The following is a 17,384-nucleotide window of genomic DNA, read 5'->3' on the forward strand; positions in this document are numbered from 1 at the left end:
GCATGATGCCAGATAACGGCTGCATGATGCCAGATAACGGCTGCATGATGCCAGACAACGGCTGTATGATGCCAGATAACGGCTGCATGATGCCAGATAACGGCTGCATGATGCCAGACAACGGCTGTATGATGCCAGACAACGGCTGTATGATGCCAGATAACGGTGGAATGATGCCAAGAAACGGTGGAATGATGCCAAGAAACGGTGGAATGATGCCAAGAAACGGTGGGACCATGCCACAGAATGGTGGGACCATGCCACAGAATGGCGGAACCATGCCACAGAACGGTGGGACCATGCCACAGAATGGCGGAACCATGCCACAAAATGGTGGAACCATGCCACAGAATGGCGGAACCATGCCACAGAACCGTGGAGAAATGCCAATGGATTGTGCCAGTACTTGTCCTTTAGCAATGGCTTATGTACCTTGGCAGGTATGGGATATGACTTATGAAATGGAAGAGGGATTTGCGGTTGGCACCATATTTCCTGAATTAGATTTACCTTTCTTAGGAGGTAATGCAAAATGAGCAGAAACGAACTGATGAGACGTGTACAAATGTTAAGTTTCGTATTGGTAGATGCAGGCCTTTACTTAGATACTCATCCTACAGATAAAGCTGCACTAAATTTCTTTAATAAGTATAATGCTTTATATATGAGTGCAAGAGCAGAATATGAAAAAAGCTATGGACCATTAAGTATGACTGGTACTAATGATACAAATAGCTGGTCATGGATCGATGAACCATGGCCTTGGCAGAAGGAGGTTTAAGTATGTGGACTTATGACAAGAAATTACAGTTCCCAGTAAATATTAAGAATCCTAATCCTGCCATGGCAAAGTTTATTATAACCCAATATGGTGGACCAGATGGTGAATTGGGTGCAACTTTAAGATACTTATCGCAACGTTATACAATGCCTTATAAACAGTGTATAGGTATATTAAATGATATCGGTATATCGTTTAATAATATGCTCACTATCCCAAAATGCTTGATATATATGAATTTAATGGTATTATGTGTTATTAACTGATAGACAGAAGATACTAAATTGCTCATCTTGATTAAATTAGCGAGGGGTTTATGAAGAATAGTAAGTCATCCTCGATTTGTTCCATGAGCGAATGGATTGATTTTCGGGCTTACCAGTCTATCGGAACATACTTAAATAGGTTAATGTACTCATCCTCTTCTAATTGGTCTATAACTTGTTGAGCCCGTGCATCGACATATTCGTTATTTTGAATTTCTTTAATATTTGACAGGATGATAGCAGCTAAAAATCCTAAAATCGAAATATAGATGATTATTCTGTTTTTCATAATTCTTTATCTCCTTGTTGCTGATGCGGACATAATCTGCCTTTCTTGTACTTATTATTCACTCTTTTCAAACTTTTTATTAATAATCCCAAATTAGGTTGACCTAATTTTTCGGCAAGAAAATAAAATTAGCCTATATCTTGATTTACATAGTAATTTAAGATATAGGCTTTATTTTATAGTGAAATAGATTACTTATATTTAATTCTTTGAGGCTCCTTTTATTATTAATTGAAATGGAAAAGTAAAGGGTTTATAGTAATAGTAATAAATGTAAGTAATCTTATAATAAGAGAAGAAACTGTAGCTTCTGACATATTAATGGTCTGTTCAAATTGCCATAGAATGATACATAGCAAATTTCCATGTTTAACAGGGCAAGAACTTAAAGATTTTATTTCACATTCACCCTATAAATAAACTGTTATCTAGGAACAGGAAAAAATATTGTGATAAATAATGCAAAAGTAGCAATAAGAGAGATTACAATTTATATAGTGTTAGTAGTTGACCAAGACCACTTTAGGCAGAAGCGATGGAGCAGATACAGACTACATAAAAAGAATTTATAAAAAATTGGCTAAAAAAAGACGAGAAAAAAATAGAAATTTAGTTTAAATTGTTAGATTATAAATCATCTAATTCCAATATTTGAACATTAGGGTACTTTTGCTTTATGTTAGCTACATGTATAGGTTTTTGATTCTTAGAATAATAAATAACATACTTATTTTCGGATATGGTATCTAGAGACACTTTTTTTGTATCCATTTCTAACTTTGAATTACTGTCTGGTGAAGTTACAGCAAAACATTCACAAATAATCCTTTCATCCTCAGAAATAACATCATATCCAGCCTGTGTGCCAAAATTGATATAGAATCTTTTTAGAGGGTATTTTGAAAGTAAAATTTCAGCAGCTTTAAGGCATACGAGATAAGTAAAAGTTTGATTAATCTGTTCTATAATATTAATTGATTCCTCAAAAAGAGGGTCATATCCACATTGCTCAAATTTGATTTTTTTTAAAAATTCTAAGGCATCCCCATCATGAAATAGCTCATTTATTTTTAGATTTGTATTTTTTATTATTTTGTCCCTGCAACTAGAAATTTGTTCTTTATTTTCAAATAATTTTTTTTTACTCAACATTATCATATCCCCATTAAACATTATTTCATTTCAAGTATTAGCTTCTACCAATATAAATTATATAACAAGATTGAGTTAAATGGAAAAAATTTGTATAATAGCTTGTAGAATTAGAATTTCAAAAAGTGGGCTGAATTAAAGAATAGTATTCAATAGTGCTTTGTAAAGGAGTTTCGTATGCCTAAAAAGATACAAAGAAATGCAATTTGTCCATTATGCGACTCAGGACTTAAATATAAAAATTGTTGTGGTAAAAATGAGCCTATTAAAGGAAACAGCATGAGATTTATAAGTAGTGATAAAACTAATCCTTCAGATTTTGAAAAAAAAGTACGTGAGAAATTAGGATACTATCCTGACGACTATATTAAACCAATAAAGTCTCTAGGTGAAGTAATTTATGTTCTAATAGATGAATCAAATATTGGAGACTGTTATTCAGTTGGTGGAATTGTTGTATTAGAGTCAGAAATAGAAAAGAATAAAGATGTATATGGGGAACTTCAGAACCTTGTTGAGAAGTATCAAATAGATACAATCCATTTTACTGAAATTTTTGGACATAAAAAAATCTTAGGAGATAAGAGAAGAGAATTTCTAAAGGAATATGCAGATATCGTTAATAAGATTAATTTAGTTCCCTTTACAGTATGTAAGAGGAAAGACGAGATTGAAAATTTATTAAATTTAAAATCAATCTCAACGGAACAATGTTATATGGCTTTAACTTGGTTAATGATGTTTAATATTTTGATTTACCTAATAACTCAGTATGGGCCTGAATTGATAATTGAAATGTGGAGAGAAAATGACAATGTTACTGTTGATAAAAGAATTTTACATCAACAAAATATTGCAGGGATAATAGAGAAGTTTCCGTTTGCTAACATTTCTATCTATAAAGATTATATTGTGTTTTCAAAAAGAGAACTATTATTCAGTTCTTTAACTGATTTCATAGCATACTTAGCAGTTGGTTTATATCCCAAAATTAATTCAAATTATCAGCTAAAACAGTTAGCTAACAATTATTATGATTTGATTATAGGTTTTAATGATATATTTAAAGATACAATCGGTATGCGAAGTAAAGAATTTGATGAATTAATTTCAATCGTTAAAAAACAAGAATACCACCGATTATTGAAAAAATAAGAGTGAGATTAGGAAAAAAAGAATATATAAATAATGGGCATCCTTTAAGGGTGCCTATTTTATTGTTTCTTTCTTTTCCTTTTAAAAACAAATTCATTAATTCATTGAGTAAATTGGTAAAATTTTGTATAATTGTATTATAATTAGTCTAAAGCATTTAATTCTTTATAAACATGATTAGGGAGTGAGGGTTTGTTTAAAGTTAAAAGTATAATAGTTATAATGGTATCAGTTGCTGTTGTTATTTTAGCAACATTCATTCCATTCGTAATTAATGAGTCTTATAAGAAAAACTCCGGTTATATAACATTGTGGGGTGCAGACGATGTACTCTCATTTTATGGCTCAATTCTAGCATTTATTGGTACAATCCTATTGGGCCTATTGGCTTATTCCCAAAATAAAAAAGCTGAGGAGTTAAACATTAGGTTAACAAAGCTTGAAGAAGAAAAATTCAAACTAGAATTTCAACCATTTATTATGGTATGTAATTGGGGTCTCGAAGAAAGGGAAATACTGGATATCATAATTGGGCCAGATAAGCTCTATTTCGATATAGGTGGTACACAATTTGATGATACATGCTTGTGCTTATCAATTCAATTTACGAATACAAGCAACACATTTTTGATGGCAAGTTATTCAAATGCGTCAATTTACGATAATGGTAAAAAAATAGATTCTTGGGGAAATGGTACTACAAATATAAATAATCCCAAACTTTATTTAGAAAGTGGGGGAATTGGTGAAATGGTTTTCTATGCTTTAGAAGATAAATTTACAATATTGACTGGTAAAAGAATTTGCTTGGAACTGACCCTTGAAAATAGATATGCTCAAAGGTATAAAGAAACAATAGAAATAATAATTACCTCACTAAATAAAAACAAAAATGGTAGTTGTTATATTAGCTTAGTAGCACAAAATTACACAATTAATAGATATATAAGATGTGAGGACGGAAATATAGTACTTGAGAATGAGGTTACAGGGACTCAAATTTAAACCAATAAAGCTAATAAAGGAAATAGCAACGGTATAGAATTTAATAGAAGCTTGAAGTATATTATAAAAAGAAAAAAGGATTATTATAATGCAACATATAAATTTAAATAAGTCAAAAAACAATTTTAGCTACGTTTTGCCAAAGCAAAGTGCTAATGCTTTGTTTAACTTTATGAAAAACCTTGAATTCTTGAAGTTAATTCTCAGAAATAGTGCTATGGTACCAAGATACGTAGAAGAAAATGTAAGTTACTTAGGATTAGATATAGGCAAGATATCAATACCAATGACTTGCTTTTGTGATATTAATTTAAACAAAATACTATACCATACAAAAGAGTATGGAAAATATGGAATCGGGTTTTATAAAGAATGGTGTTTAGGTCAAGGAATACAACCAATACATTATATTAATGAAAAATCAATGCTGATAAGAGATTTTAGATTAGCATTCAATTCTGCATTAAATATTGATGGACAAACAAGTAAAGAAATTGAGTCTCTACAAAGTTATTTATTTTCACATCTATTATTTATAAAACCAATACAAGAAAATACACAAACAAACATTGAAAAAAAGCCTATGAATTTTCACGATGAAAGAGAATGGCGGTATATTCCAAATCTTAATGAATTAAATACTGAATTAATGCCAATTCTGTTAAGAGAGTATAATAACAAATCTACAAGAGATTTACATAATACAGCTTTACTTGATTTAAAAGATGCATGGTTAACATTCAAACCTGAAAATGTTAAATATATAATAATTGAAAATAAATCTGAAAAAGCAGAATTTATTAAGTTTCTATTAGGAAAAGAATTAAACTATAAGAGAGAAATCAAACTAGATTTAATTTCGAAACTTATTGTCTTAGATGAATTAAGTGAGGATTGGTGAACCATGTATATTAATTTTAATGAAATATTAAAACCTCAAGAGCCAATAAAAATTCCAAAAGAGATTATAGCTCAACTAAATAAACAATTACCAGATGGGTTAAAGTATGTACAAGTAACAGAGGATGCTTGTGGGGTTGTTTCTGAAGATAATGTATTAAATTTTAACGTAAATTTAAACTTATCAGACCTTCCAACTCAATACTCAAGATTTGTTAAGACTAACGAAGATTTATGGGAATATCTTTATCGAACCCAGACCCCTTTAAAATGTGACACGAATGAGGATGGTACAATTACAGTAAACAATCACAAAATACCTACCTCCGATTTAGTTAAATTCCCTCTTTCGGGTAATAGTTGTGGTGATTATTCTGAGTTCAAAATTGTACCCCAACCTTTTCCGGAGATTGGAAAAGTAGTATTTACTTCTGGAGGAATTTCGGTACCTCTAAATTTAAAAAGGATTCCTTATGAAAGTATGGATATGATATCTATTTGTTCAGAAGATAATAGTTGGCTTAGCATTAATATCTTATTCTCAGAAAAAACAGGTTTAGCAACAGTTAATTTCACTTTTAAGTTTGAAATAATAAATTGTGTCGAAGAATTAATATTAGCACTTAAATTTAGTAATAAAATTTTTTCTGGAGACATTTCAATAAATGGTTATATATTAAATGGAAAAATAAGCAGTAATAAGGAAGATAATATTGTAACCGAGGATACAATAAAATTTTGGGAACAAGTTTTAAAATTAGAAAAAATTTTGAAAGTTAAATTTGATTGTTCATTACCAATAACACAAGTAGAAGCTCAAAACTTCGAAGTACTATTTCATTGCTTAGTTGAAAAGAAACCTTACAAGGAATGGCTTGAGGCAGATAATAATACTGGACTAACATTTTCAGAGTATCCATCAATTGAATTAGAAAAGAATAAACAAATTTTACTTTCATTTTTAGAATCAAAATCATGGGACATCTTATCCCAAAAATTTACTACTTACAATTGCTGCATGTTATTTAATTCAGAAATTGATTCGATAGAAGCAATTGACGATGCAAACACTGATAATAAATTTTTTCTTAAGCTAAAACCAGCAGAGAAAAAGAAGATGTATCGTTCTATGAGGTTGTTTAAAACAGAGAAATTAGCAGAAAAGTTTCACTTAAAGGCAATGAATAATAATAAATTAATTGACATTATGAAGGATGCAGAAGAGGTATGAAGGGAGACCACATATTAGTAAGGGCAATATAAACAAATATCAAAGATTTTTAAATAGAGCAGCAAAGGAAGCATATGCAAATCATGAATGTAAAGGATATTTAATATTTTTTAAAATATAAAAAGATAACAAATGGAAACAGAGGGTATTAATATGAAGTTTTGTTATGTATGTGAAAAAGAAATAACCCAAGAGAATCAGTCTGTTGAACATATAATTCCTAATGCTATAGGCGGCAAGCTGAAATCAAAAGCCCTATTATGTAAAAAGTGTAATTCGGAATTAGGCGATTCTATTGATTCTGAGTTATCTAAGCAGCTAAATCATATCTGTAATATGCTTAATATTAAAAGAGAAAGAGGAATGCCTCAAGCTATTACAGGTATAAATACAAAAACTGGAGAACAGGTTATGTTAGAGCCTGGTGGTAAACCCTCTAGAGTAAAGCCTATTATAAATGAGGAAGTAAGTGGTAAGGGTAAACATATTCATGTAACAGCCAGAAACAAGAAAGAAGCAAAAAGTATTTTAAAGGGATTAAGACGAAAGTACCCCCAAATTAATGTAGATGAAATTATAAAAAATACAGAGGTAAAAAGAGAATATATAGAGGATAGGGTTCAATTAAATATTACAATAGGTGGACAAGAATGTTTCCGTTCCATTTGTAAAACGGCAGTAAATTTTTATATGTTTACTGGGGGTAAGCAAGAGTATATACAAGATTTAATTCCTTATATTAAAGGTGATACTGATACTAATAGAGTATATTTCTTTTATAATGATGAGGAAGTAATATCTAAAGGGTTTGAACAAATAGTGCACGGGTTAGTTCTTAGAGGCGATACCCAAGAGAAGGTGCTTTATATGTATATAGAATATTTCAATGCATTTAAATTTTTAATACTTATAAATGACAGCTATGATGGGGATGAAGTTAATGAGGCTTATGTATTTGATGTTTTAAATCAAACAGAGATAAAGCCTATTATTTCATTAAATATAAAAAAGCAACAGATAATTAAGACTGTTACTGAAAAATCATATCCAGGCAAAATGTTATCTAGGGAATTAAATCAAATTATGACAATTATTATGAATAAGCAAAGGAAAGAAGTACTTGATGCTATCATTTTGAGAGCCTTTGATAATTCTCTAATGAAATATCCAGATGGTGTCATAATTACAGAAGAAATGGCAGATGAGACGGTAAGTGCATTAATGAAAGAACTTACCCCATGGATAATTCATAACTTAAAATGAAATTGTATAGCAAAAGATAGTCATACGAACAATAGGTAGAGGGAAGAAAGTAGTTAAGCTACTATCTTCCCTCTACTTATTTTGCCCAAAATGATTAAGGAACTATTTTGTAATAGGACAAAATTTATACTAATACACTGTAAAAAGGGTGTGTGAGTATGTGTAAAGATATAGTTCTCACAAAAGAGGAGCAGGGAAAACTTTATAAATTGCTAAAAATAGGTATTATAAAGCAAATGCTTAAAGATGAGATATTAACACAATTTGAATGTGAATCACTAATCAAAGCAATTGAAGCAAAAGGAGAAAAGGGCTATGGGGAATCTGGTTAAAGTAGCTGTATATGCAAGAGTTTCAACAGAAAATCAAGATGATAGTTTAGAGAACCAACTGAAATATTTTGATTCGTACATCAAAAACCAAGATAATATGGTGTTAGTGAAGATTTATAAAGACGATGGTATTTCAGGAACGAATGTATTTAAAAGAGATAATTTTAGGGCAATGATAAATGATGCTTCAAAAAAAGAATTTGAGATGTTACTAACGAAATCAGTAACTAGATTTGCAAGAAATACCTTGGACAGCATCTATTACACTAGACAATTAAAGAATGAATATAATATTGATGTGGTTTTCATTTTAGAAAATATAGATACAAGGCGTAACGATTATGAATTCATGTTGACGATAACTTCAAGTATGGCACAAGAGGAAAGTCGAAAAACAAGTGAAAGTGTTAAGTTTGGTCAAAAAGAAGCTATGAAAAGAGGAATAGTATTTGGCAGAAGAGAAATGCTTGGATATCGAATTGTTGATAAAAAGAACATGGTCATAGTTGAAGAGGAAGCCGAAGTGGTTAGAAGCATATTCATAAAATTTCTGATAGAAGGTAAAGGGACTCATGTTATAGCAAAGGAATTGATTGCTGAGGGTAAAGGACCTTTTAATATTGACAATAGGAGTAAAAGTAATTATTGGTCAAGTACTGCTATCTATAAGATTTTAAGAAATGAAAAATATGTGGGGGATTTAAAACAACAAAAAACTTGGACAAAATCATATTTGGACCATAAAAAAAGGATAAATAAAGGCGAGTTGGAATTTGTATATATGAATGGGCATCATCCAGCAATAATAAGCAGAGATATTTGGGAGAAAACACAAATTGAATTGGAACGGAGAAAACCTAATAGAAAAGAAAATTCAAGGTATAGTAATAGATATTGGAGTTCAGGGAAAATAGTTTGCGGTAATTGTGGAAAGAATTATACGATAAGAGAAAAGAAACTAAAAGATGGTGGCATATATAGAGCTTGGAGATGCATTAAAGCAGCAAATCAAGGTTCAAAAAGAATTGGTATAAATGGAACAGAAGTAGGCTGCAATAGCGAATCAGTTAATGAAAAAGTTCTAAAGTGTGCAGTCAATGAGATACTTTGTAAAATTAGATTGAATAAAGAAATAATAAAAGAGGAGCTGATTCAGGAAATTAGCAGAATTAGAACATTAAAAGATACAAGTTCAGAAAAGCAAAGTATTATGAGAAAAATCAGTAAGTTGGAAAAAAAGAAAGATAAACTTTTAGATTTAAGATTGAATAATGAATTAACTATAATTGAATTTAAAGAATTAAAAGAACGAATCAACAGTGAAATAGAGTTTTTGAAAATAAAGTATAAAGATTTAGAAGCTTTTGATAAACTACAAATTAAAGAGCTTGACTCTATTAATAAGTATGTTAAAAAGATAGATGAGTTACTAGAATTTAATGATATAGCATCTTCTGAAGAAATATTCCGAGAAATTATAGAAAAAATAGTCGTATATGATGGCAAAGTTTTATATATCAGTTTATATTGTATCCCTAGAGTATTCAAAATAAAATATCAAACGTTTGGAAAATCTGATGGGTATAAAGTTAAAATCGAAATCTTAGATTAGAATATTATCCAAGTGAGCAAAATCATATCTTCGGTAGGTACTGAAGAAATTGGGCACTTTGAAATGATTGCCACTATTGTACATCAACTTACAAGAGGTTTAACAATTGAACAGATTAAAGCAGCAGGATTTCAGGATTACTTTGTAGATCATACTACAGGTTTATATACTGTTTCTGCAGCTGGGGTTCCTTTTGATGCCACATGCTTTGCCTCAAAAGGCGATGCCATTACAGATTTAATGGAAGATATGGCAGCAGAACAGAAGGCGCGCACAACTTATGATAATATACTAAGATTAGCAGATGACCCAGATGTAATTGAACCAATTAAGTTCTTAAGGGAACGTGAAGTTGTTCACTTCCAGAGATTCGGTGAAGCTTTAAGGGTGGTTCAGGATAACTTAGACAGCAGAAATTTCTATGCTATAAATCCCGAATTTGATAGACCTAATAATGCAACTCCATATAGAACAAGGTCAAAATAGCCATAGTAATCTCTGTTTGCAAATATAATTGATAAAAAATAAGCAGAAAACCGTAGGTATATATTTATCTACGGTTTTTCCATGGAGTTTGAAAGACCCATAATATAATTTTAAAGAGCTTCTCAGTGATAAATTTAAGTTTTAGGTGTTTGACAATTACTTTTATGGTGTATATAATTTAAATAAGCAGAAAAACCGCAGATATATATCTGCGGTTTTGTGTATATTTAACTATAGAACTTAAATTAAAATTATCAACAAGAACGGAGGACCTGCTTATGTATGAATATTTATGCTATTTTGTAATTTATGGCTTTTTAGGCTGGTGTACAGAAGTAGCATATGCCGCAGTAAATTCAGGTAGATTTGTGAATAGAGGTTTTTTAAATGGGCCAGTTTGTCCTATTTATGGTTTTGGAATAATAATTGTTATAGTCTGTTTAACCCCTCTTATGCAGAATAAAGTAATGTTGTTTTTGGGAGCAGTGTTATTAACTTCTGCGCTAGAGTGTGCTACGGGATTTGCATTAGAAAAAATATTTCACGGTAAATGGTGGGATTACTCCAAAATGCCATTTAATCTAAATGGATACATATGCATTAAATTTTCTATTTTATGGGGGCTTGCTTGTATTATTATTATGGATGTAATACATCCAGTTATTAGCGCGATTGTAGCGGATATTCCTTTAGTGTTAGGAAAAACATTACTGACGCTGCTGTTGATAGTCATGTTAATAGACGTAATTGAAACTGTTATTACTGTAAATAACTTAAATAAGCAATTGGCACATTTGAATGAAATAAGTGAAAAACTTAGAATGGTGTCCAATGAGCTGGGCGAGAACATTTATGAAAGTGTAACAGTTATAAAAGAAAAGTCAGAAGTGGTTAAAGGAAAGTCAGAGGAACTTAAAGAAGAATTAGAGAAGAAGGCAGAGCTCTTTAAAAATGAACTGAAGAAAGCCTATGAGGAGGAAATTGAAAGACGCTTCTTTGGACAAAGGAGACTAATAAAGGCTTTTCCAGATTTTAAGTCTCTTAAAAATGGAGAACATTTAGCCAAGATAAAGGAAAGGATACGACAATTGTAGGAAAGGATATTTTTTATGAAATTTATTACATGGAATGTAAATGGACTCAGAGCTTGTATGGAAAAAGGATTTATAGAATTTGTAAAAAGGGAAAATCCTGATTTTGTATGTTTACAGGAAACAAAAATGCAGCAGGGACAAGCGGAAGTACCCCTTGATGGATATCTTCAATTTTGGAATAGTGCAGAGAAAAAAGGCTATTCTGGAACCGCCATATTTGCCAAGAAGCAACCCCTGAACGTAAATTATCACATAAATGCAGAGGGGCATGAATCAGAGGGACGAGCCATTACATTGGAATATGAGGATTTCTACTTAATGACAGAGTATACTCCAAATGCACAGGATAAACTGGCAAGGATTGATTATAGGCTGGAGTGGGAAAAGGCAAGGCGTGAGTACATTAAAGAACTAGATCGTCAAAAGCCTGTAATTATGTGTGGAGATTTAAATGTAGCACATCAGGAGATTGATTTAAAAAATCCAAAAACAAATCGTGAAAATGCTGGGTTTTCTGATGAGGAACGAAGTGCGTTTACCCAACTGTTAGAATTGGGGTTGACAGACACATATAGATATCTAAATCCAGAAACAACGGGTGCATATACGTGGTGGTCATACAGGTTTAATGCCAGAGCTAATAATGCCGGATGGAGAATAGATTATTTTCTTGTGTCAGATCGAATCAAAGAGAAAATACAAGATGTAAAACTTAGGAATGACGTCTTTGGAAGTGACCATTGCCCAGTCATATTAGATATGGGATTTTAGACTTATTTTTCAAAATTATATGATAAATTCAACATAGGTTTTAACTATGACCGCATTTGTTAATAATATATCAAAGATTACCCGAAAACCTTGCATTCATTTAAATTTGTGCTATAATGGAGAATAATAATTAAAGAGGATAGTCAAACTAACGATTATAAGAGGAAAAAGATCAGATAGGGAGAAAAGAACAGATGAAGGAATTTAGTATTAGCACAAATGTATTTTTTGGGGAAGGCTCTTTAGACAGACTGAACCAGATAATAGATAAAAAGGTAATGATTGTATGCGACAGTTTTATGGTAAAGTCAGGAATGGTTGATAAAATAAAGGCTAGACTACAAAACTGTCAGGTTACAATTTTTAGTGATGTTGTGCCTGATCCACCAGTAGAAATTATTGCTGCTGGTATGATGGCATTGAAAAATTGTGGAGCAGAAGTTATGATTGCCCTTGGAGGAGGCTCGTCAATAGATGCAGCTAAAGCAATCAGAGATTTTGCAAGAAGACTTCCAGATGTTTGTGTTGAAGTTGAAGAATGCTATGCTATTCCGACTACTAGTGGTACAGGTTCTGAAGTTACACAGTTTTCGGTTATAACAAATGCTCAGGAAGGATTGAAATATCCTATGGCGAATAAATCGCTTATTCCTATGGTTGCAATTCTTGATCCAGAGTTAGTTACTTCTGTACCTGATTTTATTACAGCAGATACGGGGATGGATGTATTGACTCATGCCATAGAAGCGTATGTTTCTACAGATGCTACGGATTTCTCAGATGCACTTGCAGAAAAGGCTATTACATTGGTATTTAGATTTTTACCTGAAGCTTTTAAAGATGGAAATAACTTACTTGCAAGAGAAAAAATGCATAATGCATCGTGTTTAGCAGGCATGGCATTTAATTCAGCAGGACTAGGCATTACACATAGTTTAGCGCATGCTATAGGGGGGAAACTTCATATTTCTCATGGTAGAAGTAATGCAATGATTCTTCCGTGTATAGTAGAATATAATGCTAACTTAGAAGGCAACGGTTACAACAAGGAATTTAGTATTGCTGCAAGAAAATATCAAAGACTGGCTAAACTGTTAGATTTACCAGCAACTACAGTATATGTAGGTGTTAACAATTTTATTAGACGAATTGTTGAATTACAAAAACAGTTAAAGATACCAGCAAACCTTAAAGAACAGGGTGCAGATTTGGATTTAGTTAAATCTACACGAGATGACATGTTAGCTGCTGCTATGAATGACATTTGTACAACAACAAATCCACGAAAAACATCAACTGAGGATTTATCTAAGCTTCTAGATAAACTTATGGGCGCAAAATAATTACTTAATTGTTGGAATTATAGCAAATAAAGAAATGTTTTAAAAAATTAGAGCATTTCTTTTTGTGTTTTTTGTAGCACTTTTACTTTTTTTGCATCTAGCTTATAGAGGAAATTTTAATGCAAATAAAGGAGAGTAAAAAAGATGATGAAAACGGTTCTAGTAATAACAAGTTCACAGGATAGCCTTGTTGATTATGTTATTGCTATTTATTCAAAAAAATGTTTCTTCTTCAGGCTGGATTTAGATAGAATGAGTGATTATAATTTTCAATTAAATGAATATGGCTGGAGCATAGACAATTATAGGGAGTTCGTCACAGATAGAACAATAGATGCTATATATTATAGAAAACCAGTTTTCCCTAATTTTAGAAAGTATGATGGTCATTTTCAGGATTTGATGAAAAAGGATATAGAAATGCTGATTGGTGGAATCGTAAATGCTTTTGAGGGAAAATGTTTAAGCAGGCCTCATATACTAGAATGTGCAGAGAACAGGGTATATCAAATGTATTTAGCCAAGAAAATTGGATTTAATATGCCAGAAAGTTTAATTACCAATAGCCCTAGATGTATGGATAAATTTTGTGCAGGCAAAAAATGCATTGTAAAACCTTTGTCCATTGGCAAAGGAAGTTTTTTCAGTCATGAAAGGACAAGCAGAGCAAATGTAAACAACTATCATCCTAGACCTCTAGATGGTTTAGAAATAAGGCCTGCTTACTTTCAACAAGCCATGGTGAAAGATTATGAGGTAATAGTTAATTTTATTTGTGATAAATCTTATGTAGTACGAATTGATATAGTGAGTAAAAAAAATATAGGGAAAGAAGAAAAGCACATAAAATATTCTCATATGGTTTTACCAAAGGAGATAAAGGAGAAGTGCCTGAGTTATATGAAAGCTATGGATCTTCAATTTGGGGCTTTTGATTTTATTGTGCAGAATGGGGAATACTATTTTCTAGAAGTTAATCCAAATGCCCAATGGCTGGGCTTAGAAAATGAATTAGGCTGGGATTTGAGTGCTAAAATTATTGAGTACCTATGTTTATAAATTAAACTGTACAAATAAAAAAAACAACCAATATATTAAACTGTGTAAATACAATATACATGTAATCCATTACGAGTATTTGAAATAACAGATATAATAAACCCATCAAATCCTGGGGGAGTAATGATGGAAAAAAGCAAAATTGATTATAAAGCATTAGGAAATAGAATAAGAAAATGGAGAAAAGAAAAAAATATTACACAAGAAGAAATGGCTGGGGCTATAGAGAAAACAGTACAGCATATTTCCAATATTGAAAGAGCACATACCAAAGTGAGCCTTGGAACCCTAACGGATATTGCTAACTTTTTAGATGTCTCATTGAATGATCTGATGTGTGATAGTTTGCGTAACTCAGGAAATGCATACCAATTAGAATATAACTTAATGATTAAAGATTGTGATGAAAATCAATATCGTAGGTTAAATAAAACGATAAAGGCATTGATGGACACCTGGGAATAAGGGAGTCACATATGAGAAAGCAGCAATAATAATGAATCAGTGTGTACGGGACAAGAATTTTTTTCTTGAAAATATCGCAGTTCATGAGGTAGATGTATATAGTTATTTAGTATCTATCACTGATGAACCTCAAGTTTCCGAGGATTTATTACAAAATACTATGGAGAAAGCATGGGGGAACATAGGTCAGCTTAGAGAGCAGTCAAAGGCACGAAGTTGGCTTTTTTCTATTGCAAAAAATGAAGTAAACCAGTATTATAGGTATCATGAGAACATATACAGTTATATTGAAGACATGGATGGAGATAATGTTTTTCAATTGAATTATACAAGAGAACGTGCAGATGTTTTGGAAAGTTTGGTTAGAAATTTTGACATGAGTGCAATGAGGGAAGCCTTAAAACGCCTGGATGGAAAATATAGAAGGTTAATTGTAATGCACTATTTCCAAGGGATGAATCAAAAGGAAATCGCAGAAATATTAAATCAAAATCACAGTACAGTTCGTGTAAATTTAGTTAGAGCCCTGAAGAAGGTCAGAAAAATTCGTGAACAGATTGAAAGGGGAGAACTTGATGTCAACATTAAGTAAAAATAATGATTGGACTGAATTAGATGAACAGTTTAAAAATTTAATGCAAAGAATGATGGAAGAGTCTTCTGATTTTTATGACGAACCACAAAAGCAGGTGGACTATTCTTTTTTAGATAATAAAACTCCGTTTGACAATGAACAATATCGTGGGGTAAAAGCAAATAGGAATAATGGGATTGCTAGGAAGAGTTTTCATACTTTTGCATCAAGAATTGCGGTCATTGTTTTTGGTATACTGATTGCAGGAAGCGGAATTGCTATATGGATAAATTCACAACCAGCTAATGCATTAAAATTCCAGATGGAAAAGAATTTTTATGAAGTAAAGGATGGAGTGTTTAGCACAGACGAACAAGAGGAGAACGCAGCGGCTGTTGATGAAACTTGTATAACCCGTAAATATAAAAGCATGGAGGATATAGATAAAGCAAAAGAGTTTATGCCAGAATTACCAGTGCCGGGGTATATACCGGAGAATTATGTCTTACAAAAATTAACGATTGAGAAAAACTCTAGAGATATAATGAATGCCTTGTATAATTTTAAAAGTGGAGATAAAAACTTATATATTAATGTGTTAGAAGGTATTGATGAAACTGGATATGAGACTATGGCAGATGTGAAAATTGTAAATGATGGGGATAAAAAAATATATGTATGGAAAGAAGCGGAAACTGACAGTTATGGATGCAGTTTTATAGCTAATAAAACGGTGATATATATATCAGGAGATATCTTTGAGGACGAAATGCTTGCAGTTGCAAAAAAAATAAGATAGCGGGACTAAAATATGGTTGCTTAATAATGTGGGTTAAATTTACAACCACAGAAAAGCAACCATATTTTTAAATGGCTATCTAGATAAATAGCAATAACTTGTAACTGTTGATTCTACACCATGAACTTCATCAGTTAATTCTATTTTAACTCTATAATCTTTGGAAGAGGAAATAGAAAATGTTGCTGTATGTAAAATAGCAGTTTGATCATATACTGTTTTAGTTTTGGCAGATACACCAGAAACCTTAGAATAATTGTTGGAACCAAGTGCTGCAGATTGCAAAGTAATTTTGGAAGTTATATAAGGAGTTGTTCCAGAACTAGTGGCTTGAACTGTCGCAGTGGCCTTTGTTGAAGAATCTGCAGTAAATGTTTTACCAAGTCCAATAATCGTACGTAGTGCTGGAGAGCTATTATCATTAACCCCAGCAAAGGCAACTGCATTCATTGAAAATACCAAAGCTAGTACAAGAACGACAGCTGTTAAGATTTTGATTGATTGTTTTTTCATTTTTAATTCCTCCTAAAATACATGTAGTTTGCAATTACACTTAATTTTGCAAACCATAGAAATACCTTTTCACTAATAAGATGCAAAAATGTAGAAAGTGCTACATTTTTTTTTATTTTTTGGCAAAAATCTATTTGACAATTTTCGACAATTTAGTTAAATAACCATTTCTAGTTACGTTATTTGGGGGCACTTGAGAAGCTCTTTATTGTGTGATTTTTAATTGATTGTTGTTAGAGTGAATATACAGTAAAAAAACAGAATAAAATGTTAACTAAGGTGGAGGACGTGTAA

General features: G+C 31.6%; 21 protein-coding genes. 18 read left to right on the forward strand and 3 right to left on the reverse strand.

What is annotated here, in order from left to right; translation table 11 throughout:
- From RTW14_RS02755 to RTW14_RS02765, 3 genes are all read left to right on the forward strand, one after another.
- Positions 1-536: spore coat associated protein CotJA (locus RTW14_RS02755; protein ID WP_312648073.1), on the forward strand; the 536-nt coding region annotated here is incomplete at its 5' end.
- Positions 533-781, forward strand: coding sequence for a spore coat protein CotJB (locus RTW14_RS02760; protein WP_312648075.1), 249 nt, complete (start codon positions 533-535; stop codon positions 779-781). The genes RTW14_RS02755 and RTW14_RS02760, both read left to right, overlap by 4 nt.
- 2 nt (positions 782-783) lie before the next feature.
- A complete protein-coding gene (locus RTW14_RS02765; protein ID WP_331654379.1) occupies positions 784-1,047 on the forward strand; it encodes a manganese catalase family protein in 264 nt (87 codons plus the stop codon).
- A gap of 109 nt (positions 1,048-1,156) precedes the next feature.
- Here the strand turns inward: RTW14_RS02765 and RTW14_RS02770 are convergent, their stop codons facing one another.
- Together RTW14_RS02770 and RTW14_RS02775 are read right to left on the reverse strand one after the other, a co-directional pair.
- Entirely contained in the window at positions 1,157-1,336 is a 180-nt protein-coding gene (locus tag RTW14_RS02770) for a hypothetical protein (RefSeq protein ID WP_312648077.1), read from the reverse strand.
- A gap of 627 nt (positions 1,337-1,963) precedes the next feature.
- Complete coding sequence (locus RTW14_RS02775) at positions 1,964-2,488, reverse strand: hypothetical protein (RefSeq protein ID WP_312648079.1); 525 nt, start codon at positions 2,486-2,488, stop codon at positions 1,964-1,966.
- A 177-nt stretch (positions 2,489-2,665) separates the two neighbouring features.
- Here RTW14_RS02775 and RTW14_RS02780 point away from each other — a divergent pair, with 177 nt between their 5' ends.
- The 15 genes from RTW14_RS02780 (at position 2,666) to RTW14_RS02850 (ending at position 16,577) form a co-directional block, all read left to right on the forward strand.
- Positions 2,666-3,643 (forward strand): YecA family protein, encoded by a 978-nt coding sequence (locus RTW14_RS02780; protein ID WP_312648080.1) that lies wholly within the window; start codon positions 2,666-2,668, stop codon positions 3,641-3,643.
- 192 nt (positions 3,644-3,835) lie between these two features.
- Positions 3,836-4,648, forward strand: a complete 813-nt coding sequence (locus RTW14_RS02785) for a hypothetical protein (protein WP_312648081.1) — start codon at positions 3,836-3,838, stop codon at positions 4,646-4,648.
- 88 nt (positions 4,649-4,736) lie between these two features.
- Positions 4,737-5,549 (forward strand): abortive infection system antitoxin AbiGi family protein, encoded by an 813-nt coding sequence (locus tag RTW14_RS02790; protein WP_312648083.1) that lies wholly within the window; start codon positions 4,737-4,739, stop codon positions 5,547-5,549.
- A 3-nt stretch (positions 5,550-5,552) separates the two neighbouring features.
- Positions 5,553-6,779 carry an abortive infection system toxin AbiGii family protein gene (locus RTW14_RS02795; protein ID WP_312648084.1) on the forward strand — a complete coding sequence of 409 codons (1,227 nt, stop codon included), beginning with the start codon at positions 5,553-5,555 and terminating at the stop codon, positions 6,777-6,779.
- A gap of 153 nt (positions 6,780-6,932) precedes the next feature.
- Positions 6,933-8,042 (forward strand): HNH endonuclease, encoded by a 1,110-nt coding sequence (locus tag RTW14_RS02800; protein ID WP_312648086.1) that lies wholly within the window; start codon positions 6,933-6,935, stop codon positions 8,040-8,042.
- 158 nt (positions 8,043-8,200) lie between these two features.
- Positions 8,201-8,374, forward strand: coding sequence for a hypothetical protein (locus tag RTW14_RS02805; protein WP_312648089.1), 174 nt, complete (start codon positions 8,201-8,203; stop codon positions 8,372-8,374).
- On the forward strand, positions 8,358-9,986 hold the full coding sequence (locus tag RTW14_RS02810) for a recombinase family protein (RefSeq protein WP_312648091.1): 1,629 nt from the start codon (positions 8,358-8,360) through the stop codon (positions 9,984-9,986). Before RTW14_RS02805 ends, RTW14_RS02810 begins: the two co-directional genes overlap by 17 nt.
- Before the next feature lie 12 nt (positions 9,987-9,998).
- The gene (locus tag RTW14_RS02815; RefSeq protein WP_331654380.1) at positions 9,999-10,472 is read left to right on the forward strand and encodes a manganese catalase family protein; all 474 of its coding nucleotides are present in this window, start codon (positions 9,999-10,001) and stop codon (positions 10,470-10,472) included.
- 278 nt (positions 10,473-10,750) lie between these two features.
- Positions 10,751-11,566 carry a putative ABC transporter permease gene (locus RTW14_RS02820; RefSeq protein ID WP_312648093.1) on the forward strand — a complete coding sequence of 272 codons (816 nt, stop codon included), beginning with the start codon at positions 10,751-10,753 and terminating at the stop codon, positions 11,564-11,566.
- A 15-nt stretch (positions 11,567-11,581) separates the two neighbouring features.
- A complete protein-coding gene (locus RTW14_RS02825) occupies positions 11,582-12,337 on the forward strand; it encodes an exodeoxyribonuclease III (RefSeq protein ID WP_312648094.1) in 756 nt (251 codons plus the stop codon).
- Between the two features lie 194 nt (positions 12,338-12,531).
- Entirely contained in the window at positions 12,532-13,680 is a 1,149-nt protein-coding gene (locus RTW14_RS02830; protein WP_312648096.1) for a 1-propanol dehydrogenase PduQ, read from the forward strand.
- A gap of 144 nt (positions 13,681-13,824) precedes the next feature.
- Positions 13,825-14,739: an ATP-grasp domain-containing protein gene (locus RTW14_RS02835; protein WP_312648097.1), complete on the forward strand. Its 915-nt coding sequence runs from the start codon at positions 13,825-13,827 to the stop codon at positions 14,737-14,739.
- Positions 14,740-14,865: 126 nt separating this feature from the next.
- Positions 14,866-15,204, forward strand: a complete 339-nt coding sequence (locus RTW14_RS02840; protein ID WP_312648099.1) for a helix-turn-helix domain-containing protein — start codon at positions 14,866-14,868, stop codon at positions 15,202-15,204.
- A gap of 31 nt (positions 15,205-15,235) precedes the next feature.
- Positions 15,236-15,796, forward strand: a complete 561-nt coding sequence (locus RTW14_RS02845) for an RNA polymerase sigma factor (protein ID WP_312648101.1) — start codon at positions 15,236-15,238, stop codon at positions 15,794-15,796.
- Positions 15,780-16,577: a DUF4367 domain-containing protein gene (locus RTW14_RS02850; protein ID WP_312648102.1), complete on the forward strand. Its 798-nt coding sequence runs from the start codon at positions 15,780-15,782 to the stop codon at positions 16,575-16,577. The genes RTW14_RS02845 and RTW14_RS02850 overlap by 17 nt, the downstream gene beginning before the upstream one ends.
- 75 nt (positions 16,578-16,652) lie before the next feature.
- Here RTW14_RS02850 and RTW14_RS02855 read toward each other — a convergent pair whose 3' ends face one another.
- Entirely contained in the window at positions 16,653-17,090 is a 438-nt protein-coding gene (locus tag RTW14_RS02855) for a hypothetical protein (protein WP_312648104.1), read from the reverse strand.
- Positions 17,091-17,384: the final 294 nt, after the last annotated feature.

Source organism: Aminipila sp. (assembly GCF_032051575.1).
Taxonomy (GTDB): Bacteria; Bacillota; Clostridia; order Peptostreptococcales; family Anaerovoracaceae; genus Aminipila.